This is a genomic window from Devosia limi DSM 17137 (genome assembly GCF_900128975.1).
Taxonomy (GTDB): Bacteria; Pseudomonadota; Alphaproteobacteria; order Rhizobiales; family Devosiaceae; genus Devosia; species Devosia limi.
This window is the reverse complement of record NZ_FQVC01000011.1, coordinates 36,357-56,684: the sequence shown is the minus strand read 5'-3', so window position 1 is coordinate 56,684 and position 20,328 is coordinate 36,357. Positions and strand designations below refer to the sequence as shown.

Sequence of the window (20,328 nt, the reverse complement as noted above, 5' to 3'; positions counted from 1 at the left end):
CGAAAACGTGGCGGCGGAACGGGTCATGGCGACAGCTATAGGATAGCGGCCAGGGTTTGTCACCTATGACTTTTGGAGGGGGGCACGGAGCAGGCGATTGCCGCTGGCGGCAATGCCGCCGTCGGGTGCCGGGTCTGGGGGCAGGTGAGACGCTAACCGCCGCGGTTGAAATGGTCGTAGATCATCTGCGCCATCTGGTCGGAGATGCCGGGGACGACGGCCAGGTCCTGGAGGGACGCGCGGCCGACGGCTTTGGCGGAGCCGAAATGGTTGAGCAGGGCGCGCTTGCGGGTGGGGCCGATGCCATCGATTTCGTCGAGCGGGTTCTTGATGGCTTCCTTCTTGCGCTTGGCGCGGTGGGTGCCGATGGCGAAGCGGTGGGCTTCGTCGCGCAGGCGCTGGACGTAATACAATACCGGGTCGCGGTGGGGCAGCATGAAGGCCTCGCGGCCCTCCATGAAGAATTTCTCACGGCCGGCATCGCGCTCTTCGCCCTTGGCGATGCCGATAAAGGTGACTTCCTTTTGCAGGTTGAGCTCGGCGATGACGCCGCGGACCGCACTCATCTGGCCGGCGCCGCCATCGATGAACACCACATCGGGCCAATCGGGCATGCCGGTGCTCTCGTCCTCGGCGTCATTGTCGCTTTCACTGGCCAGGCGGCTGAAGCGGCGCGTCAGCACCTCGCGCATCATGCCGAAATCGTCACCGGCGACGATATCGGATTTGATGTTGAAGGTGCGGTAGTGCTTCTTGGAGAAGCCTTCCTCGCCGGCCACGACCATGGCCCCGACCATGTTGGTGCCGGAAATGTGGGAGTTGTCATAGGTTTCGATGCGACGCGGAACCTCATTGAGGCCGAAGGTCTCGGCGACGCCTTCGAGCAGGGTGCGATTGGTGGCGCCTTCGGCAAGCTGGCGACCAAGGGCCTCGCGCGCATTGTTGAGCGCATGATTGACCAGGTCGCGCTTTTCGCCGCGCTTGGGCACTTCGACATAGACACGACGATCAGCGCGGCTGGTCAAAGCCTCTTCCATCAGCCCGTGCTCGGCCAGTTCGTGGCTGATCAGTACGAGGCGGGGCGGCGTGCGGCTTTCATAGAACTGGCCGATAAAGGCCTCAAGAACTTCGGCATCCGACAGGCTGGAATCGGCGCGCGGGCGGAATGCGTGGTTGCCCCAGTTCTGGAAGGCGCGGAAGAAGAACACCTGCACGCAAAACTGGCCGCCTTCGTGGTGGATGGCGAAGACATCGGCTTCCTCGACGGATTTGGCGGTGGCATCGCCCTGGCTCTGGATCAGCGCCAGCGCGCTCAGCCGATCACGCAGCAGGGCTGCGCGCTCGAAATCGAGTTGCTCGGCGGCGGTGTTCATCTCGGCCTGCATGTGGTCGCGCACGCCCTGGGAGCGGCCGCTGAGGAATTCGCGGGCTTCCTCGACCAGTTCGCCATAGCCGGACAGGGAGATTTCGCCGGTGCAGGGGGCGGCGCAGCGCTTGATCTGGTGCTGCAGGCAGGGCCGGGTGCGGGCGGCGTAGAAACTGTCCGAGCAATTGCGCAGGAGGAAGGCCTTCTGCAGGCTGGCAATGGTGCGATTGACGGCGGTGACCGAGGCGAAGGGGCCGAAGTAATGACCTTTGCGGCGGCGGGTGCCGCGATGCTTCATCAGTTCGGGCGCCGGATGATCGGTGGCGATCAGGATATAGGGGAAGCTCTTGTCGTCGCGCAGCAAGACGTTGAAGCGGGGCTTCAGGCGCTTGATCAGATTGGCCTCGAGCAGCAGCGCTTCGGATTCGGTCTCGGTGCGCACGAACTCCATGGTCACCGTGGCGGCGATCATGCGCTGCAGGCGGGTCTCGAGGGCTTCGGGGCGGGTGTAATTGGTGACGCGCGCCTTGAGGTTGCGGGCCTTGCCGACATACATGACCTCGCCTTCGGCATCGATCATGCGATAGACGCCCGGTGCGGCGGGCAGAGTGCGCACGAAGGCCTTGATGACCTCGTGACCGCTGGGAATGGGCGTGTCGGTCATGATCGCGGCGTCGGCTTGCTCTTGGGCAGGTATTCGAGGTGTTCACCACCATCGAGGGCGAGCATCTGCCCGGTCATAGACGGAGTATTGAGCAGCATCAGAACGCCATCGGCGATGGCATCGGGGCCGGCATGGCGTTGCAGTGGCAGCGCAGCGACCGATTGGTCGAACTCGGCCTGGCTTTGGCGGCTATGGGGCAGCACGGGGCCGGGACCGACGGCGTTGACGCGAATGGCCGGGGCCAGTGACTGTGCCAGGGTGCGGGTGGCGGTCCAGAGCACGGCTTTGGAGAGGGTATAGCTGAAATAGGCCGGGCTCGGGTGCAGCACCCGCTCATCGATCATATTGATGATGTTGCCGCATGCGCCTTCGGGCAGTTGCGCGGCAAAGTCGCGGGCGAGGAAGACCGGTGCTTCGGCATGGATAGCGAAATGCTGGTCCCAGAGCGCTTCGGTCACATCGATGGCGCTATCGGGATCGAACAGCGAGGCATTGTTGATCAGCACGGTCAGCGGACCTAACCGGGTGGCGGCGTCTTCGATCAGGCTGGCGCGTTCATCGCGATTGGCGAGGTCGGCCCGCAGGATGGCGGCCTGACCGCCTGCGGCCTCGATCGCGGCCTGCACCGCCCTGGCGCCTTCGGCATCGGAGCGATAGTGAACGATCACCCGATAGCCGGCCCCGGCCAGGCGCCGGGCGATGGCCGCGCCAATGCGATCACCGGCGCCGGTGACCAATGCGACGGGATCAATGCTGGTTTGGGACTGCTGATTCATGACTTATGGTTTTCTGCGCTCGGGCGGACCATAGGACGCTTTGCCGGTGCGCTTCAATCTCGGTGAGATAGGGAGCCAGGCCGACGGCGCAAGGGCGAAGCGGCCTTTTGTGGCGCGACCATAGCAGGAGCTGGGCAATGGTCCTGTCCTTTTTTTGAATTGCGAACAGGACTAGTCTGAGCAGGTTACTGCGCGGCGAGAGGGCCCGCGGGACGTGAAGAGGGGGACTACACATGGAAGTCATCGTGCCCATCCTTGTTCAGTTGCTCGCCGGGGGCGCCGGCGGCAACATTGTCGGGCAATTGGCCAAGAATCTTAATCTCGGGACGACCGGGAATACCATCGCCGGGGCCATCGGCGGGGTGGCTGGAACCTGGCTGGCCAGCATGATCCCAGGCCTCAGCGGCCTTGTGGGTGGTGCAGCGGCAGCGGGCGCAACTGGTAGCCTCGATCTCGGCGCTTTGGCCGGGCAGGGCGCGACCGGTCTGGTCGGTGGTGGCCTGCTGACGGCGGTTGCCGGCATCGTCAAATCGATGATGGCGAAAGCCTGATCGTTGCGATAGAGCTTGTACGCCCCGGTCCGGGTGGTCCGGGGCGTTTTTGTGTCCGCTGACCCAGACTGTTCCCCAGCATGAGTGCGCTTTCCGCATCCCCCGCCGCCGACAATATCGGGCGCGCGATTACTCTGACGTTGATCACCATTGGCGTGTTCGGCCTGCAGGACGCGATTTCCAAGCTGCTGGTGCAGGACTATTCGCCGTTCCAGATCTCGATGATGCGGTATTGGGGCTTCGGGGTGTTCGCGCTGTTCCTGGTTTTGCGGCAGGCGCCCCTGCGGCAGGCCCTGACCTCGCGCGTTCCGGTGTGGCAGTGGCTGCGCGGCGCCCTGCTGATGGCCGATATCTGGCTCTATGCTCTGGCGCTGCAAACCGTGCCGCTGGGCGAGTTGCAGGCCATTTCACTGGTCTATCCACTGATGGTGACCCTGTTTGCCATTCCCATCCTGGGCGAAAAGGTCGGGATATTCCGATTTGTGGCGGTGGGGGTTGGCTTTACCGGCGCCATGGTGATCGTGCGGCCCGGTGGCTTGCCGCTGGATTGGGGCGTTGGCTACGCGATCGCGTCGGCGATGTGCTACGCGGTGTATATCGTCATTACCCGCAAGGTCAGCCGCTTCGACTCGGCAGCAACCAGCATGGCCTATGCCGGTCTGATCGGGCTGGGCCTATCGACCATGGTCGGTGTCTGGTTCTGGGAGCCGATGGGCTGGGGCGATGTGGCGCTGGTCATCGTCATCATGGCGACCACCTGCATCGGGCATGGGCTGATGGTCTATGCATTGTCGATGGCGCCGGCCAGCGTGGTACAGCCGTTCAACTATTTCTCGCTGCCCTGGGCCATCGTGCTCAGTATCGTGATGTTCGGGCACGTGATCGACCCGATTTCCCTGATTGGCGCCGCCATCGTTGTCGCGGCCGGTTTGGTGGTGATGGCGCGCGAACGCGTTAAACGGGTGCCGGTAACGGCCGACCCGACGACGCTGCCGGGCAAGGATTAGGCGAAGAAACGGCTGATCCAGACACCGCCCGCTGCCGTCGCCGCGGTGAGGGCCGTGCCCCAGGCCATGTCAACCACGGCCACCATGGGCGTGAAGCCCTTAACCGTCGACAGATTGGTCAGGTCATAGGTGCCATAGGCCACGAAGCCGAGGACTGCGCCCATCAGCAGCGCCCGCATCACATCGCCCTCGGCCGGCGCCGCGACCAGCGCCACGACACCGACCAGATAGGCCAGATAGAACAGACCGGCGATCGCCAGATTTGGACGTTCAAGCAGCAGCCCACCCAGCTCGCGCTGGTAGAAGCCCTTGCCCATGGTCGAGAGCCAGATGAAGTCGAGCGGGAAGAATATCAGGGCGCAGGCGGCATAGAGGATCAGATACTTGGTCATCACGGTCCCTTTATGCCGCTTGCTGTTGCCCTTGATACGGGTCAGCGCGCCAAGAGGATCACATGATCACCTTGGCATTTTCGCCAAACTTTGGAGCGCGCCCGGTGACGGCCGCCGCAAGCATGGAAATCGTGGTCACGATGCGGCCCGGGCTATCCCAGAGTTCGGCGTCATCGGGGACGACCTGGATGACACGGATCGCCGGGTCTTCGGGACCATCCCACCAGGCCTTGGCGAAAGGCGACCACAATTGCTTGATACGGGCACGGTCATTGCTCATCGTCGCCTTGCCGGTGAGGGTGACGTAACGGCTATGGCCGTGATCGGCGAAGGCGACGGTCACGGTGGGGAACCTGGCGATCTGTTCGTCCTTGTGGCCGTTGATATCGGTCAGGAAATAGAGCACGCCCTCTTCCCTATCCACTGTGGCCGCGAGTGGGCGGGCGCGCTGGCGTTCGCCATCCCAGGTCACGAACATGCAAATGCCGATACGCTTGGCGAGGTCCCAGACGCGGTCGACGTGATCGTCATGTTCCCTGGCAGTGGTGCTGCTGTCATGGGACTGGGCGGTGGCGGCGACCTTGCCGGATTTGGTTCTGGCGGCGGGCTTTGCCTTGCTTGCCGCGGGTTTGGTCGCAGAGGCCTTGGTGCCGGCAGGTTTGGTCGCCTTGGCTGCCCTGGTTGTAGCGGTTTTGCCGTCACTTTTTTTGGTGGCGGGCGCCTTGGCCGTAGTTGACTTTTTGGCCGGGGCCTTGGACGCCGGCGTTTTGGTCTCGGTGGTCTGGGTGGACACTGCCATCTCAAATATCCTTCCGTGTGGGTGCCATAAGGCTTGGCAGGACAACGAATGACAGACGGGCAGGTTGCGTCGGGTGGCGCCGGATGTGAAGACGCCGCCCCGAAGGGCGGCGTTGGCATTGGTGACTCTAGCTGCCGGCGCAGAAGTAGCCGTTGGGGCCATTGAAGCAGAAGCTGGCGCCCGGCCTGGACGGATAGATCGGCAGGGGCTGGGGGCGCGGCGGACGGGTGTGACCCCAGTTCGGACGGCCGGGACGATCCCAACCCCAATCGGGTCCGGGACGGCCGGGGCGGTTCCAATTGGGGCGATCCCAATGGTCGTCGTTCCAGTCGGGACGGCTCGGGCGGCCGCGTTCGAGATAATTGGCGGCGACCCAACCATTGGGGCCATCCTTCTCGACGAAGCACCAGCTGCCACGGCAGTACTGGATGTCGACGCGTTCACCGCGGCGCAGGGTATCGATGGCGCGGTAGCCGGTGCCGGGGCCCGAGCGCACATTGACATTGCTGCTGGCGAAGGCGGGGGCGGCGGAAGCTGCTGCGGTCGTCGCCAGAAGCGCCAGAGCCGCCAGTCCACCGGCGAGGATTTTCTTGTTCAAGGCCATGTGCTGAACTCCTGTTACCATTTGGGGGGCAGGTCGATGCCCGTGGAGACAGAAAACACCTTTGCCGATGAACCGGACCTGAATGGTCCAGTCATGTTGGGCCGGTCAGAGCTTGAGCAGGGCGACGAAGCGCTTGAGCGTGCCGCCGAGCGACTTGCGTTGCTTGGATTTGAGCTCACCCAGAAGAGCCTCTTCGAGCTGGGCCCAGTTATCGGCGAGGCTGTTGCGAATGCGGATGCCGCGTTCGGTCAGCGCCAGCCCGGGTGCAAGTTCGGGCCCGACGGCCTGGCGACCAACCAGGCCACGCTCGGCCAGCCGGGCAATGCGTGCGTCGAGCGCATCCAGCGGCAGGCCCAGTTCGTCAGCGAGATCGGGTTCGGCCATGCCGGAGCGCCCCAGCGCAAACAGCACGGCGTCGTCTCCGGGTTCCAGTCCGCGTTCGAGCAAGGGAACCAGCAGGGCCTTGTGGGCGAGCTGGCCGGCTTCGATCAGCCGATAGAGCGTTGAACGGGATGAGGGCTTGGACATGGGTGGGAAAATAGTCCGAACTCCTTAGGCGCGTCGATTGGCCTTGCATCCTATCGTTAATCTGGCGACGACCAAGTCCCGTTATTGTTCACTTTGTGCAGATGGGGTATGCGTTCGGGCCTGACACTGGGACGGAGCGACAGGTGGCGACCTATTTTGCCGAAGAGCTGACCGCGCCCGAATTTGCTGAATTCGCGGGGCCCGGAACGATTGCCGTGCTGCCCATCGCGGCCATTGAGCCACATGGTCCGCATCTGCCGCTGTCGACCGATTGCGATATCGCCCGGGGGCATCTGGCGCGGCTGCGCGACCACATCGATCCGCATCATGATGTGCTGGTGCTGCCGTTGCAGGCGGTGGGGCACAGCATCGAACATCTGCCATTGCCGGGCGTGTTCACCCAGAGCGCGGAAACGCTGCTGGCGGCGTGGCACGCTGTGGTGATGACGGCGCGGCGGGCCGGGGTGCGCAAGCTGATCATGGTCTCCAGCCATGGCGGCAATTCCGAGATTGCCGGGCTGCTGGCGACCCGATTGCGCCTGGAACAGCAGATGCTGGCCGTGAGTGCCGCCTGGATGCGGTTCGGGCAGCCGGAGGGGCTGTTTAGCGCCGATGAGCTGGCCTATGGCATTCATGGGGGCGATATCGAAACCTCGCTGATGCTGCATTATCGGCCGGCGGCGGTGCGGCGCGAGCAGAGGGCCGATTTTGGTTCGGCTGCGCAGGCAATGGATCGCGGGACACACTGGCTCAAAATGCATGGCAAGACCCGACCGGGCTGGGTCAGCACGGATCTGAACCCGCAGGGCGTCGTGGGCAACGCGTTGCTGGCATCTGCCGAGAAGGGCTTGGCCAGCGCGCAACACGCACTCAATGGATTTGCACAATTGGTCGATGACGTCGCCGGTTTCGATCTCGACAGGCTGGAGTAGACATGCAGGATCTCGCGCGCATTCGGGCCTTCGTTCAGGTGTTCGACGCCGGTGGGTTTTCCGCTGCGGCGCGTCAGCATGGGCGCTCCAAGGCGCTGCTCAGCAAATATGTGACCGATCTCGAGGACTATCTCGGGGTGCGGCTGATGAACCGCACCACCCGCAAGCTCAGCCTGACCGAGGCGGGCGAGGCCTATTACCGCGAGGCCAGCGCGCTGCTGCAGCAACTGGACGATCTCGACGCCACCATTACCGACCAGACCGCCGAGCCGCGCGGCCTGTTGCGGGTGTCGGCACCGCGCAATTTCGGCGAGGGGACGCTGGCGCCGGTGATCTTCGAGTTCCTGGCGAAGTATCCGAAGGTGACGCTCGATCTGCGGCTGGAGGATCGCTATGTCGACCTCGTCGACGAGGGCATCGACGTGGCGTTGCGCATCTCGACCATGGCCGATAGTTCGCTGATCGCCCGCAAGATCGCCGATATGCATGTGGTGGTGGGGGCGTCGCCATCGCTGCTGAAGGCCCATGGCACGCCAACGCATCCCGACCAGCTGCGGAACCTGCCCTGCATTGTCGATGTGAACCTGCAGGGTCAGTCGAACTGGCGCTTTGTCGAGGATGGTAAAACCATCTCGGTGCCGGTCAACGGGCCGGTGCGAGTCAATTCGCCGCTGGCGGCGCGGCAGGCGGCGGAAATGGGCCTCGGTTTTGTCGTATTGCCTTCCTATCTGGCAGACCCAGCGGTGGCATCGGGGGCGCTGGTGCCGGTGCTGACGCCATTCCTGCCGACCGGCCAGACATTGCAGGCGGTCTATCCGCATCGCCGGCACCTTGCCGGCAAGGTTCGGGCGCTCATCGACCATCTGGTTGAGTGGTTCGCGACCCACCCCATCAGTTAGGGCCATCTGCTCATGTTGAAATTCTGCCGTCAGCTTGCCACCGGGCTCCTTACGCTCGCCGTGACTGCTGGAGCCATGGTGCTGCCGGCGCTGGCGCATCCGCATATTTTCATCGATGCGGCGGTGACGCTGGCCTTTGACGATGATGGTGCGGTCACTGCGCTCAAGCATGAGTGGACGTTCGACGCGGCGTTCTCGGCCTGGGTGGTGCAGGGGCTGGACAGCGATGGCGACGGCATTACCAGCGTCGCTGAACTGCAGGATCTGGCCGACGAGAACATGCTGGGACTGGCCGATTTCGGCTTTTATACCTTTGCCGGCGAAGGCGACGACATGCTGGCTTTCACCCCGGTCGGCGACCAGACCATGGACTATGTCGATGGCAGGGTGACGCTGCGCTATTCGGTGATGCCCGAGGCACCGTTCCATCCCGGCAACCGGTTTGAACTGGCGATCAACGACCCGGAATATTACGTGGCGATCAGCTTTGCCGATGCCGCCAAGGTGACGCTGCAGAATGCGCCGGACAGCTGCAACGTCGTGTTGGAGCCGCCGCGTGCGATGGATAAGCAGGTTGAAGAACGGCTGTATGCACTGGGACCGGAAGTGCTGGAACTGCCGCCCGACCTGGCGGCGGCGATGCGCGGCACGCAGGGCATTATCGTGGTGTCGTGCACCGGCGTGGTGCCAGCAGCGGCGACGGCGCTGGAAGCGACCAAGCAGGTGGCCGAGGCGCGGCCGGCAACCCCGTTTGGCGGGCCGCCGCCCGAGCCGGGCCTGACCTTGCCGCGCAGCGGATTTTTTGGCTGGCTGCAGGACCAGCAGCGCCAGTTCTATGGTGCGATGACCGGATCGCTGGGGGCCCTGCATAATGACTGGACGGCGTTCTGGCTGCTGGGCGGGCTGAGCTTTGTCTATGGCGTGCTGCATGCGGCCGGGCCGGGGCACGGCAAGGTGGTGATTTCCTCCTACATGCTGGCCAATGAGAGCCAGGCGCGGCGCGGCATTTCGCTGAGCATCATCTCGGCCATGCTGCAATCGGTGGTGGCGGTGGTTTTCGTGCTGGTGGCGGCCGGGGCATTGCGGATGACGAGCCTGGCCATGAGCGATGCGGCCAACTGGATCGGCATCGCCTCCTACGCCATGGTGGCGCTGCTGGGCCTGTGGCTGATTGCGCGCAAGGTGTTTGGCTGGGGGCACAGCCATCATCATCACGGAGCAGACCTCAGCCAAAAGGCGCACGACCATCTGCACGAAACCGACCACCATCATCACGACCATGACCACCATGGGCATGACCATGATCATAGTGGCCATGAGCATGACGGGGATAAGCACGCGCATCTGCATGTGGTGCCGCCCAGCGTGGCGGGGAGCAGCTGGCGCGAGCAATTGGGCGTGGTGCTGGCGGTGGGCCTGCGGCCATGTTCGGGGGCGCTGGTGGTGCTGGTGTTCGCGCTGTCGCAGGGATTGCTGGTGGCGGGGATCGCCGCGGTGTTCCTGATGGGGGCGGGGACGGCGTTGACGGTGGCGGTGCTGGCGGCGGCGGCGGTTTATTCCAAGAGCCTGGCAAGGCGGATTGGCGGCGCCGACAATGCGGTGACGGCCAGCGTGGTCTGGTGGGCGGAACTGGCGGGGGCCGTGGCGGTGCTTGGCTTCGGAATTCTGCTGCTGATCGCCAGTCTCTGAACAGCGCGGCGCATCGCCGCCTTGCGCTGGGCGTGCGAGTGGTTATGGTTCGCGCCAAATCCTAGAATCCCTCCAGACTGCGACGGTCCATGTCCGATCACCTGCCGCCAAGCCACAAGCCTGTCAAAGCCCCCAAGATCGGGGTGCTGCTGCTCAATCTGGGGACGCCGGATGGCACGGACTACTGGAATGTCCGTCGCTACCTGAAGGAATTCCTGAGCGATCCGCGGGTGATCGAGACGCCGAAATGGCTGTGGTGGCCGCTTCTCAACCTGGTGATCCTGAGCGTGCGGCCGCAGAAGAGCGGGCATGCCTATGCGCAGATCTGGGACAAGGAAAAGAACGAGAGCCCGTTGCGGGTGATTACGCGCAACCAGACCGAAAACCTGGCGCAGCGGCTGAGCGGGGACGGCAATGTGATTGTCGACTTCGCCATGCGCTATGGCAATCCGTCGACCAAGAGCGTGTTGGAAAAGCTGCAGGCGGCCGGGTGCCAGAAGATCCTCCTGGTGCCGCTCTATCCGCAATATTCGGCGACGACCACGGCGACGGCCAATGACAAGGCCTTCGAGGCGCTGGGACAGATGCGCTGGCAGCCGGCAGTGCGCACGGCACCGGCCTATTTCGACGATCCGAAATATGTCGAGACGCTGGGCAATTCGATCCGCGATGGCGTGGCCAAGCTGGATTTCGAGCCGGATCTGGTGATCACCAGCTATCATGGCATGCCGGTGGAATATCTGCAGCGCGGCGACCCCTATCATTGCCAGTGCTACAAGACGACGCGGCTGGTGCGCGAGTATCTGGGCTGGGACAAGTCCAAGCTGATGGTGACGTTCCAGAGCCGGTTCGGGCCGACCAAGTGGCTGGAGCCCTATACCGATGTGACGCTGGGCGAACTGCCGGGCAAGGGCATCAAGAAGGTGGCGATCCTGGCGCCGGCCTTCTCGGCCGACTGCATCGAGACGCTGGAAGAAATCGCCATGGGCGGCAAGGATACCTTCATGGAAGCGGGGGGCGAGCAGTTCGCCTATATTCCCTGCCTCAATGACAGCCCCGGCGGCATGGACATGATCGAAGCCATGGTGCGTAGAGAGCTGTCCGGCTGGCTGGATTAACCCATCTCCGGGTGAGGCCGGCCTGCAAGCGCGGATATTCTCCGCTTCCGGTGCTCACGTACCGGGGTACGCTCCGCTCCGGTTCTCGAAAACCCGCCCTTTCGGCTCGGCCTGACCCGCGGCTGGGGTCAATCCAGTGTTCGCGGCCAAACGCTAGCTGAGACGTGCAGAAGCGCCGCATGGCTTGGCCTGCGGGGATGAGTGGCACGGCGTGCAGCGGCTGGCGCCCCTGGTAAGTTAGAGTGTGGGGCGCAAGCCGCTGCACACGATGGGATTTTTGGTGGGACCGAACCAGGGACGCTGGTTTTTCAAGCGCTGCTGACGGTGTCGCCCACCGAAGCCGGGCGACCCCGACCTCCCCATCTCCCCGAACCAACCGGTGACCGCGAGGCGCCTCTCGAGCGACGCCCCGTGGCCACCGGCCGGCCGCCCGGCGCCTCGTCAGCGCCGCGTTCCGTGGCGGGGGATGGACAGCAGTCTGGCATGGCCGCCAGCGGGCGGGGATAAGTTTTTCAATCACCCTGCCATGGCCGGTCGGCTCCAGGCGTTTCGTCAGGCGGCCAAAGCAGGCCCTCATAGCGATCGGCGAAGACGGCATCGGCATCGCGCAGCCGCTGGTTGATCAGGCGCAGATCAAACAGGGTCAGCCGCGCATCGGGCGGCAGCAGCTGAAACCGGGCAATGTCGGGCTCACGGCCATAAAGGCGCTGCGCCTCGATCAGCATGCTGTTGACGAAGGCCACCGTCTCGGCGGCGACCGGCCCCGCCTTGTGCTCCTGCAACACCGCCCGCAGCACGCTCACCTGCCGGCTGAGACGCAAATGGCACTGCACGATGCTGCGCGAAAAGCGCAGCGGCGGCGCTGGACGGGGCTTTGGTCGGCGCTGGGGCATGGGTTACTCCCGGGGTTGAAACCGGGGGAGTATGGGGCATGGGGGAGGGAGGGGGAGAAGTTGGGGGGAATCAAAGTGGCTGAAGAAGCAACCCGTCGAAGTGCACCCTGTTCACGTCCAGCGCAGAAAGCTCAGGTATCAAGGGCGCTACGTTTTCGTACGTGGCGGCGACAATGATCTGTGAATCTCGTGGCGAAAAATGAGATGCATCTACGAGGAACGATCTAATACTATCCAACTCCATCGCTTGCTGCCCCGGTTCGTCGAATACTGCCACGCCCGGATGGTTTGTCGAGAATTTCTGCGAGCATTGCAAAAGCGACAGGTAGTAAGCCCATTTCATCCTAATGCCGTCACTTGCTGACATCTCGAACCCCAGCTCCCGCTCTAATACTCCGACGTCGGTTCTGCTTACGACTAGTGGCCTAAAATTGTCATCAGACAAAGAAATTTCGCTAGGATTGAAGCTCTTGAAAGAGTAATTCTCTAGCCTTTTGCGTAGGTTAGACTGAAAATATTCGATCTTCTCCAAATCTTCGGGACTTAATTCCTGTTTTCCGATCGATTTTAGCTCTTCTGACAGAGTCTTATGTCGTTCGGCTATCAAGACCAGGCCGTCTCGAAGTCCAGCAAGTGACTGTAGTAGTTTTTTTGCGTTATCAATTGCAGACGCAATTTCGACTGAGCGCATTAAACTAGCACGTGAGACAGATGTCGCCGGCTTGGTCAGCTCACCACGAATTTGGCGTATTCGCTGCTGGACTGATTGAACTTCCTGCTGAACGGCCGCATGAAGTTCTTGGACTTGCTCCATCGATCTCAAGTTGGAAGACAGATTTGCGTTGCAAAGTTTCAGTTGTGACCGAATGAATTCGACGTTTTCTTCGATTGCCATGGCCGGGGAAGAGGAAGTCGGAAGCAGCTCCGTCTGCAATTCTTGATGGCATGTGGGACAAACATGTGTGGCTGCCGCAGATCCTATTACAGATCCAAGCCTCTTTAGTTTTGCAGCATCCTTGTTTCGCGTAAGGTCCACATCAAGCGTTGCAATGCGCTCCCGCAACGATTGTGCATCGGCGTGAAGTAAAACCCACTCTTGCCGTATGCTAGACATTCGAACATTTAATTCTTCCAACCGCTCTCTGCTCCGGGCAAGCTGCAATTGTAGGCCCGGCGCTGCGTCTTCTACATTTTGCGAAAAATCGATCTCAATTTCCTCGGCTTCTTTAGCCAGAGACACGATGTGCTCGTCGAGCGGGACCCATTTGTCATCGTTGAATGCTTCGAAACTGATCGACAATGCGGAAGCAGCGCCCCTCGGCTCTGGCGGGAAGGCGCTTACTTTAAAGCCTACGCCAGCGGCGGCCCTAAGTTCCGTGCCGACCGCGTGCCATTGTGAGGTTAATTCGGACAGCTGTAGCCTGAGCTCTGACTGTCTACGGCGTAACTTTGCTACGTCCAAGTCGAGTAGAAATTCCATTACCCGCCGGTTGAGGTCCTGAATCTTGAAGTGAGTTGGGAGCGGACCTTGTATTGTTGACCATCCGCGCTTTTGTTCCACGAAGAGCATTGGAAATATGGCTTCGACATATAGAAGTACTTCACGGCCATCAAACGTCGGAACAGAAGGCAAAGTCCAACCGAGAAACTTTTCAAGGAATTTGTGGAAGCCATCCTCATTCTGCGCTGCGCCAGGATCGTGGACAAAGAAGTCACGTTTCTCGGCATGTTCGCCGGAATAGATCGTGGCCCTGATGAGTTTTCTCTCCGCGCCTCCAACAATATCTCTGTGCAACAGGACCCTTTGACCCGAGTTGTTCTGTAATTCCAGTTCAACATGAGAGGAAATGACGTCTTGGTACGCGAGTTCGGGAGCCGCATGGAGCCGTTGCCGCAATGCGTAGGGGAGAGGGACCTCTAGACTCGGGCTGAGCGATCGTTCAAGTCCGAGGCCATAAATTATTGCTTGAAGCGCGGTGGATTTCCCGGCGGAGTTTCTAGCAGAGACTATGTTTAGACCGGGCTTCAGAGGAATCTCAGCGCCGAACTTCGTTGCGGCAGTAGATGCTCGGAGCGAAATGTTATTGATTCTAAACATCATGTGCTCATAGTGAAATAATTGATGAAACTAGAGTCTCTGTTGTTATCTTGGCGAGTTGCTTGATAATGGATTTCTCTTCTGAGAGAACGTCTCCATCTGCAATGATGGCGGAGCAAGCTGCTTTTCCTGTGACTGTAAGAACTACGCCAGCGCGACCAGATACTGGCTTCCATTTCGCCAGTCCATCTCCCACCAGTAAATCGACCGCACGGCCCAAAGCCGGCTCTACGCCCATTTTCCAAGCCACGGTTGGGGCGCCCCCAGCGATAATCTTCTCAAGAAGATTTAAAGCCGCCGTTGAGTTAACTGCCGCAGAAATAATGTTGAGCTTGGCTAGTGAGGCTTGGTCAGCTCTCGATGCCGACAGCATCATTAGAAGCACACTGATGCGCCATGTTATCCTGAGATCACCAGGTACGGGAACAGGGCGGCTTGTGAAGGTGAAGCCCTCCTTGTGGTCAATATCGGACATGCGGCGCTCAATCGAAATCAAGCGGGCAGCGGATAAGCCAGTCGCTCAGCGTGCCCACTGAAAGGTCGGTGATTAGAGAGGACGGCATGCTCGGCAAATCCCGTCCTAGGCTCTGCTCTATTCTGCCTAAGCTTTCTCTTAGTCTGAACGCTGGCTGAGTTTCCGTAGATCCAAACAAAGATAGGCGGGTTTCTTCGGCACCGATAGAATTGATCAATTGCTCCCAAAGCGCAGGATAGGAGCGCCGGAGTGCGCTGATTGCATTTTCTCGTCGCAGAAAGCCTCTAACGTAAAGTTCCTTTTTCTCACGCAGAGTATTTTCTTGCATGTCTGGATAAGCGTGCCTGAGCTTGGCCTCCAGCTTGTCGGCAAATTCTCCGGATTTCTCTGCAATCGCTGCATCTGATGGGGGTTCATACGCCAGTTTGGGGCCAAGCGACTGCCGTTTCAGCGTTGCAATCTCTACTGAAAAATCTTCTTGGCTGTGAACTAACGCTTCAAAATCCCTAGTAACAAAAGAAAGGTTGGCGGCGAGAATATCTTGCCCCTTTACTCGAACGTGTCGAATTACATCCTTGTCGTCTAGAAACGGGCACATCAGTATCCATCGGCGAGCCTTCAGATCTTGAAGTATGCCGGATATGATTTTTGAGTTCTTGATCAGTTTGGGAAGGTCAGAAGTTGCCTTTTGCTTCATCGCGCTTGATGATTTGGCAGTGTCAGAGGTTTCCTCTGGCGCGTAGCACTGGATAAGGCAGCCGTTGGTTGTGAAGAACTCTAGCCCCGCATCGCCGCTAACTTTGGCTGGGACGCGTTGAACATTTTCGGGGCCGTGGCGTAGCTGAACCAATGCGTGCGCGTACGTCTCCCAATCTTCACCAGACCAAACCCGCTCAAAACGCACCCATAGACCTCACAAAGCACTACTTACTGTAAGCTTTGTTTAATTTGGTTCACAATGCAATGGCTTAGCTGGAGTTTTGCTTTTTAGTTCACCTCACCCGTCAGCGTGTCCAGTTCCATTTCCCGTAGCCGCTTGACCTCGTCGCGCAGTCTTGCGGCTTTCTCGAATTCGAGGTTGGTGGCGGCTTCGCGCGGGGGTTCGAGGTTCTTGGTGACGGCGGCGAGGTTGGCGCCTGAGGGCGACGGTGGTGGGTTTTGGCGGGATCTGAGGGACCCCCACCTAACCTCCCCCTGGTAGGGGGAGGGACGGATTGGGGCTCGCGGGGGGCGGTGGTGAAGGCCGCGATGGGGCTCCTGCCCCTCGAGGGGGAGGATGGGTGGGGGGGGCGGTTTGGGTGGTCATTCACCTCGCCCGTTAGCGTCCAGTTCGATGTCGCGGAGCCGTTTGACCGCGTCGCGCAGTCTGGCCTGCTCTAATTCGAGATTGGTGGCGGCTTCGTGTGGGGTTTCGAGGTCCTTGATGACGGCGGTGAGGGGGGCGTCTGAGGGCGATGGTGGTGGGTTTTGGCGGGATCTGAGGGACCCCCACCTAACCTCCCCCTGGAAGGGGGAGGGACGGATTGGGGCGCGCGCGGTTTGGGTGGTGTCGGCCGCGATGGGGCTCCTGCCCCTTTAGGGGGAGGTTGGGTGGGGGTGCGCGGGTTGGGTGGTCATTCACCTCGCCCGTTAGCGTGGCCAGTTCGATGTCGCGGAGCCGTTTGACCGCGTCGCGCAGTCTGGCCTTCTCGAATTCCAAATTGGTGGCGGCTTCGAGCGGGGTTTCGAGGTCCTTGATGGCGGCGGCGAGGGTGGCGCGTGAGGGCGACGTTGGTGGGGTTTGGCGGGATCTGAGGGACCCCCACCTAACCTCCCCCTGGAAGGGGGAGGGACGGATTGGGGCTCGCGCGGTTCGGTGGTGTAGGCCGCGATGGGGCTCCTCCCCCTTCAGGGGGAGGTTGGGTGGGGGTGCGCGGGTTGGGTGGTCATTCACCTCGCCCGTTAGCGTGGCCAGTTCGATCTCGCGGAGCCGTTTGACCGCGTCACGCAGTTTGGCCTGCTCGAATTCGAGATTGGTGGCGGCTTCGCGCGGGGTTTCTAGGTCCTTGATGGCGGCGGCGAGGGGGGCGCGTGAGGGAGACGGTGGTGGGTTTTGGCGTGATCTGAGGGACCCCCACCTAACCTCCCCCTGGAGGGGGGAGGGACGGATTGGGGCTCGCGCGGTTTGGGTGGTGAAGGCCACGATGGGGCTCCTCCCCCTTTAGGGGGAGGTTGGGCGGGGGTGCTTTCTCACGCCTGCGCCGGATGTTAGCTTCCCGTAAGGGGGCATTATGAACAGGCAGATTTCCTTGGCCCGCAAGCTGCGTCGGGAGCAGACGCCGGCCGAGCGGCGATTTTGGGTGGTGTTGCAGCCATGGCGGGAAACGGGCTGGCATTTTCGGCGGCAGGCGCCGATTGGGCCGTTTGTGGTCGACTTCGTCTGCAAGCGGGAAAAGCTGGTGTTCGAGATCGATGGGGACAGCCACTATTCCGCGGCAGGCGTGGCGCGGGATGCGCAGCGGACGGGGTTTCTGGCGGGGCAGGGATATCGGGTGGTGCGGTTCAGCAATGCGGATGTGCTGGGCAATCCGGAGGGGGTGTTTGCGGTGGTTGTGGGGATTTTGGGGGAGCCGGGGCGTGCGGGTAGGGCGGTGGAGGCCCCCACCTAGCCTCCCCCTGGAGGGGGAGGGACGGATCGGGGCTCGCGTGGGGCGGGTGTCAGTTGACCTCGCCGGTGAGGGTATCCAGTTCCATGTCGCGGAGGCGTTTGACCTCGTCGCGGAGCCTGGCGGCCTTTTCGAATTCGAGGTTGGTGGCGGCTTCGCGCATTTGGGTTTCGAGGTCCTTGATGACGGCGGCGAGGTTGGCGCCGACCTGGACCTGTTCCTTGCCATCCCGGCCCTTGCCGATGCTGACGGTGACGTGGTCGCGCTCGTAGACGGAATCGACGATGTCGTGGATGTTGGAGCGGACGGACTGCGGGGTGATGCCGTGTTCCTGATTGTAGGCGATCTGCTTGTCGCGGCGGCGGCTGGTTTCGGCCAAAGCGCGTTCCATCGAGCCGGTGATGCGATCGGCATAGAGCACGACCTTGCCATCGACGTTACGGGCGGCGCGGCCAATGGTCTGGATCAGTGAGGTTTCACTGCGCAGGAACCCTTCCTTGTCGGCGTCGAGAATGGCGACGAGGCCGCATTCGGGAATGTCGAGACCTTCACGCAGGAGGTTGATGCCGACCAGCACGTCGAAGGCGCCGAGGCGGAGATCGCGGATGATCTCGATGCGCTCGATGGTATCGACATCACTATGCATGTAGCGCACGCGAATGCCCTGTTCGTGCAGGTATTCGGTCAGGTCCTCGGCCATCTTCTTGGTGAGGACGGTGAGGAGGGTGCGATAGCCGGCCTTGTTGGTCTGGCGGATTTCATCGACCACATCATCGACCTGTGCCTTGGCCGGGCGGATTTCGACCGGGGGATCGATCAGCCCGGTGGGGCGAATGACCTGTTCGGCAAAGACGCCGCCGGTCTGGTCCATTTCCCATGAGCCGGGCGTGGCCGAGACATAGACCGACTGCGGCCGCATGGCGTTCCACTCCTCGAAGCGCAGCGGGCGATTGTCCATGCAGGAGGGCAGGCGGAAGCCGTATTCGGCCAGGGTGGCCTTGCGGCGGAGGTCGCCGCGATACATGGCGCCGAGCTGGCCGATGGTGACGTGGCTTTCGTCGACAAAGACCAGCGCATTGTCGGGGAGATATTCGAACAGGGTCGGTGGCGGCTCGCCGGGGCGGCGGCCGGAGAAGTAGCGGGAGTAATTCTCGATGCCGGCGCAGGAGCCGGTGGCTTCCATCATTTCCAGATCGAACAGGGAGCGCTGTTCCAGCCGCTGGGCTTCCAGGAACCGGCCGGCGCCGTTGAGCTCCTGCAGGCGCGCGGCCAGCTCGGCGCGGATCTGCTTGATCGCCTGGTTCATGGTGGCGCGGGGCGTGACGTGGTGGGAATTGGCATAGATGCGGATGAAGCTGAGATCGGCGGACTTCTTGCCGGTCAGCGGATCGAACTCGGCGATGGACTCGATCTCGTTGCCGAACAGGGTGACGCGCCAGGCGGCGGCTTCATAGTGGGCGGGGAAGATCTCGATGGTATCGCCACGCACCCGGAAGGTGCCGCGCACAAAGCCGGTATCGCCGCGCTTGTATTGCAGGGCGACAAGCTTGGCGAGCAGCTCGCGCTGGTCGATCTTGTGGCCCTTGCCGAGATCGACGGTCATGGCGGTGTAGTCTTCCACCGAGCCGATGCCGTAAATGCACGACACCGAGGCGACGATGATGACGTCGTCGCGCTCGAGGATCGCCCGGGTCGCCGAGTGGCGCATGCGGTCGATCTGCTCGTTGATGGTGGATTCCTTCTCGATATAGGTGTCGGTCCGCGGCACATAGGCCTCGGGCTGATAGTAGTCGTAATAGGAGACGAAATACTCCACCGCATTGTCGGGGAAGAACGACTTGAACTCGCCATAGAGCTGGGCGGCGAGGGTCTTGTTGGGCGCCAGGATCAGCGCGGGGCGATTGGTGGCGGCGATGACCTGGGCGGCGGTGAAGGTCTTGCCGGAGCCGGTGACGCCGAGCAGGACCTGGTCGGTTTCGCCATTGTTGACGCCTTCCACCAGCTCGGCAATGGCGGTGGGCTGGTCGCCGGCGGGGGTATAGGGCGTGACCATGCGGAAGGGCATGGACTTGTCGCGCAGCGGGCGCACCGGGCGGTGCGGCATCCAGGGGGACGAGCCTTCCACCTCCTTGCGGCCATGCAGGATGATCTGTTCGAGCGCCTTGACGGTGGCGGTGACGCCGACGGTCTGGGCGTTTTCGAGGCTCTCGCCCTTGCGGGCCTTGGACTTCCTGGTGGCGGCCGTCAGCGCGGCGTTGATCTCGTCGTCGGTCTGGGGGGGCTTGGCCTTGCTGGAGGGCACGTGGCCGAAACCGGCCTGGGGATTTTCGCCCATGCCGCCGAAGTCGATGCGATCGACGGAGTTGATCTTGGTCTTGGATGTCTTGGCCGACATGCCGGTGGCGGTGTCGTGGCTGGCCTTGGTGGTGCGGCGCTTTTCGAGCGCGGTCTTCTTCTTTTCGGCCTGGGCGAGCGCCTTGGCAGCATCTTCCTGCGCCTTGGCGGCGTCGGCAGCGGCCTTCTGGTCGGCCCGGTCGAGCGCGCGCTTGTTCTTCATCCGCTCGGCATAAAGCGGCTTGCTGGCGGCGATATCCTCGGCTTTCTCGATCTCGCCGAGGAAGTCATCGATGGAGAACTCGGCTTTGCCGGGACGCGCAGATTTGTCGGCCATGAACACACCGTCGGTCGGGGAGGAGACACTCAGATAGGAAACGAAGCGCTGGAGCGCAACGTTCCGCCGAGCTTAGCATCGGACGAACGAAGAGGGAACAGGGTGGCGGGCAGGCGCTGACGGGGATGCTGGTGGTGGCGCAGGCGCTGACGGTTGCGGGATCGCCGGGGGCGGCTTCGGCTTGAGTGTAATTCAATTCAAACAATGCGGGATTGGCGGAT

At 62.0% G+C, this 20,328-nt stretch carries 18 protein-coding genes and 1 pseudogene; 7 read left to right on the top strand and 12 right to left on the bottom strand.

The features are described 5' to 3' along the window. Positions 1 to 152 precede the first annotated feature (152 nt). Together uvrC and BUA69_RS16060 are read right to left on the bottom strand one after the other, a co-directional pair. Positions 153 to 2,030, bottom strand: coding sequence for an excinuclease ABC subunit UvrC (gene uvrC / locus BUA69_RS16065; RefSeq protein ID WP_052950298.1), 1,878 nt, complete (start codon positions 2,028 to 2,030; stop codon positions 153 to 155). Continuing rightward, on the bottom strand, positions 2,027 to 2,806 hold the full coding sequence (locus BUA69_RS16060) for an SDR family oxidoreductase (protein ID WP_046133362.1): 780 nt from the start codon (positions 2,804 to 2,806) through the stop codon (positions 2,027 to 2,029). The genes uvrC and BUA69_RS16060 overlap by 4 nt, the downstream gene beginning before the upstream one ends. Positions 2,807 to 3,039: 233 nt before the next feature. Between BUA69_RS16060 and BUA69_RS16055 the strand changes: the two genes are divergently transcribed. Continuing rightward, entirely contained in the window at positions 3,040 to 3,357 is a 318-nt protein-coding gene (locus BUA69_RS16055) for a hypothetical protein (RefSeq protein ID WP_046133361.1), read from the top strand. A gap of 80 nt (positions 3,358 to 3,437) precedes the next feature. Further along, complete coding sequence (locus tag BUA69_RS16050) at positions 3,438 to 4,364, top strand: DMT family transporter (RefSeq protein WP_046133360.1); 927 nt, start codon at positions 3,438 to 3,440, stop codon at positions 4,362 to 4,364. On the opposite strand, the gene BUA69_RS16045 is transcribed toward BUA69_RS16050, so the two are convergent. The 4 genes from BUA69_RS16045 to BUA69_RS16030 form a co-directional block, all read right to left on the bottom strand. Further along, positions 4,361 to 4,756, bottom strand: coding sequence for a DUF2177 family protein (locus tag BUA69_RS16045; RefSeq protein WP_046133359.1), 396 nt, complete (start codon positions 4,754 to 4,756; stop codon positions 4,361 to 4,363). The genes BUA69_RS16050 and BUA69_RS16045 overlap by 4 nt on opposite strands. Before the next feature lie 58 nt (positions 4,757 to 4,814). Continuing rightward, positions 4,815 to 5,555: a pyridoxamine 5'-phosphate oxidase family protein gene (locus BUA69_RS21500; RefSeq protein ID WP_201777419.1), complete on the bottom strand. Its 741-nt coding sequence runs from the start codon at positions 5,553 to 5,555 to the stop codon at positions 4,815 to 4,817. Between the two features lie 127 nt (positions 5,556 to 5,682). Further along, positions 5,683 to 6,159, bottom strand: coding sequence for an SH3 domain-containing protein (locus BUA69_RS16035; RefSeq protein ID WP_052950297.1), 477 nt, complete (start codon positions 6,157 to 6,159; stop codon positions 5,683 to 5,685). 105 nt (positions 6,160 to 6,264) lie between these two features. Beyond that, positions 6,265 to 6,687, bottom strand: coding sequence for a hypothetical protein (locus BUA69_RS16030; RefSeq protein ID WP_046133358.1), 423 nt, complete (start codon positions 6,685 to 6,687; stop codon positions 6,265 to 6,267). A gap of 143 nt (positions 6,688 to 6,830) precedes the next feature. On the opposite strand from BUA69_RS16030, the gene BUA69_RS16025 reads away from it, so the two are divergent. The 4 genes from BUA69_RS16025 (at position 6,831) to hemH (ending at position 11,325) form a co-directional block, all read left to right on the top strand. Beyond that, positions 6,831 to 7,619, top strand: a complete 789-nt coding sequence (locus BUA69_RS16025; RefSeq protein WP_052950296.1) for a creatininase family protein — start codon at positions 6,831 to 6,833, stop codon at positions 7,617 to 7,619. A gap of 2 nt (positions 7,620 to 7,621) precedes the next feature. Next, a complete protein-coding gene (locus BUA69_RS16020; RefSeq protein WP_046133357.1) occupies positions 7,622 to 8,518 on the top strand; it encodes a LysR family transcriptional regulator in 897 nt (298 codons plus the stop codon). Between the two features lie 12 nt (positions 8,519 to 8,530). Further along, entirely contained in the window at positions 8,531 to 10,207 is a 1,677-nt protein-coding gene (locus BUA69_RS16015; protein ID WP_082093648.1) for a HoxN/HupN/NixA family nickel/cobalt transporter, read from the top strand. Between the two features lie 89 nt (positions 10,208 to 10,296). Then, positions 10,297 to 11,325 carry a ferrochelatase gene (hemH, locus tag BUA69_RS16010; RefSeq protein WP_046133356.1) on the top strand — a complete coding sequence of 343 codons (1,029 nt, stop codon included), beginning with the start codon at positions 10,297 to 10,299 and terminating at the stop codon, positions 11,323 to 11,325. Positions 11,326 to 11,837: 512 nt separating this feature from the next. Here the strand turns inward: hemH and BUA69_RS16005 are convergent. The 5 genes and pseudogenes from BUA69_RS16005 to BUA69_RS21575 form a co-directional block, all read right to left on the bottom strand. Beyond that, entirely contained in the window at positions 11,838 to 12,218 is a 381-nt protein-coding gene (locus BUA69_RS16005) for a hypothetical protein (protein WP_046133355.1), read from the bottom strand. Between the two features lie 70 nt (positions 12,219 to 12,288). Further along, entirely contained in the window at positions 12,289 to 14,316 is a 2,028-nt protein-coding gene (locus BUA69_RS16000) for an ATP-binding protein (RefSeq protein ID WP_046133346.1), read from the bottom strand. A 7-nt stretch (positions 14,317 to 14,323) separates the two neighbouring features. Then, positions 14,324 to 14,791, bottom strand: a complete 468-nt coding sequence (locus BUA69_RS20815; protein WP_143154553.1) for a hypothetical protein — start codon at positions 14,789 to 14,791, stop codon at positions 14,324 to 14,326. Positions 14,792 to 14,798: 7 nt separating this feature from the next. Next, a complete protein-coding gene (locus BUA69_RS15995) occupies positions 14,799 to 15,641 on the bottom strand; it encodes a hypothetical protein (RefSeq protein WP_143154552.1) in 843 nt (280 codons plus the stop codon). Positions 15,642 to 15,778: 137 nt separating this feature from the next. Next, a pseudogene (locus BUA69_RS21575) lies at positions 15,779 to 15,925 on the bottom strand (UvrB/UvrC motif-containing protein); the annotation flags it as partial. A gap of 1,154 nt (positions 15,926 to 17,079) precedes the next feature. Here BUA69_RS21575 and BUA69_RS15980 point away from each other — a divergent pair. Next, on the top strand, positions 17,080 to 17,439 hold the full coding sequence (locus BUA69_RS15980) for an endonuclease domain-containing protein (protein WP_280136795.1): 360 nt from the start codon (positions 17,080 to 17,082) through the stop codon (positions 17,437 to 17,439). Positions 17,440 to 17,488: 49 nt separating this feature from the next. Here the strand turns inward: BUA69_RS15980 and uvrB are convergent, their stop codons facing one another. Continuing rightward, on the bottom strand, positions 17,489 to 20,107 hold the full coding sequence (gene uvrB, locus BUA69_RS15975) for an excinuclease ABC subunit UvrB (RefSeq protein ID WP_052950334.1): 2,619 nt from the start codon (positions 20,105 to 20,107) through the stop codon (positions 17,489 to 17,491). Between the last annotated feature and the right edge of the window lie 221 nt (positions 20,108 to 20,328).

Coding starts and splice junctions, on each gene's coding strand:
- BUA69_RS16035 (WP_052950297.1), bottom strand. CDS start 6,159: ATGGCCTTGAACAAGAAAATCCTCGCCGGTGGACTGGCGGCTCTGGCG.
- BUA69_RS20815 (WP_143154553.1), bottom strand. CDS start 14,791: ATGTCCGATATTGACCACAAGGAGGGCTTCACCTTCACAAGCCGCCCT.
- BUA69_RS16000 (WP_046133346.1), bottom strand. CDS start 14,316: ATGTTTAGAATCAATAACATTTCGCTCCGAGCATCTACTGCCGCAACG.
- uvrB (WP_052950334.1), bottom strand. CDS start 20,107: ATGGCCGACAAATCTGCGCGTCCCGGCAAAGCCGAGTTCTCCATCGAT.
- BUA69_RS16055 (WP_046133361.1), top strand. CDS start 3,040: ATGGAAGTCATCGTGCCCATCCTTGTTCAGTTGCTCGCCGGGGGCGCC.
- hemH (WP_046133356.1), top strand. CDS start 10,297: ATGTCCGATCACCTGCCGCCAAGCCACAAGCCTGTCAAAGCCCCCAAG.
- BUA69_RS16060 (WP_046133362.1), bottom strand. CDS start 2,806: ATGAATCAGCAGTCCCAAACCAGCATTGATCCCGTCGCATTGGTCACC.
- BUA69_RS16005 (WP_046133355.1), bottom strand. CDS start 12,218: ATGCCCCAGCGCCGACCAAAGCCCCGTCCAGCGCCGCCGCTGCGCTTT.
- BUA69_RS16020 (WP_046133357.1), top strand. CDS start 7,622: ATGCAGGATCTCGCGCGCATTCGGGCCTTCGTTCAGGTGTTCGACGCC.
- BUA69_RS16015 (WP_082093648.1), top strand. CDS start 8,531: ATGTTGAAATTCTGCCGTCAGCTTGCCACCGGGCTCCTTACGCTCGCC.
- BUA69_RS21500 (WP_201777419.1), bottom strand. CDS start 5,555: ATGGCAGTGTCCACCCAGACCACCGAGACCAAAACGCCGGCGTCCAAG.
- BUA69_RS16030 (WP_046133358.1), bottom strand. CDS start 6,687: ATGTCCAAGCCCTCATCCCGTTCAACGCTCTATCGGCTGATCGAAGCC.
- BUA69_RS16045 (WP_046133359.1), bottom strand. CDS start 4,756: ATGACCAAGTATCTGATCCTCTATGCCGCCTGCGCCCTGATATTCTTC.
- BUA69_RS16050 (WP_046133360.1), top strand. CDS start 3,438: ATGAGTGCGCTTTCCGCATCCCCCGCCGCCGACAATATCGGGCGCGCG.
- uvrC (WP_052950298.1), bottom strand. CDS start 2,030: ATGACCGACACGCCCATTCCCAGCGGTCACGAGGTCATCAAGGCCTTC.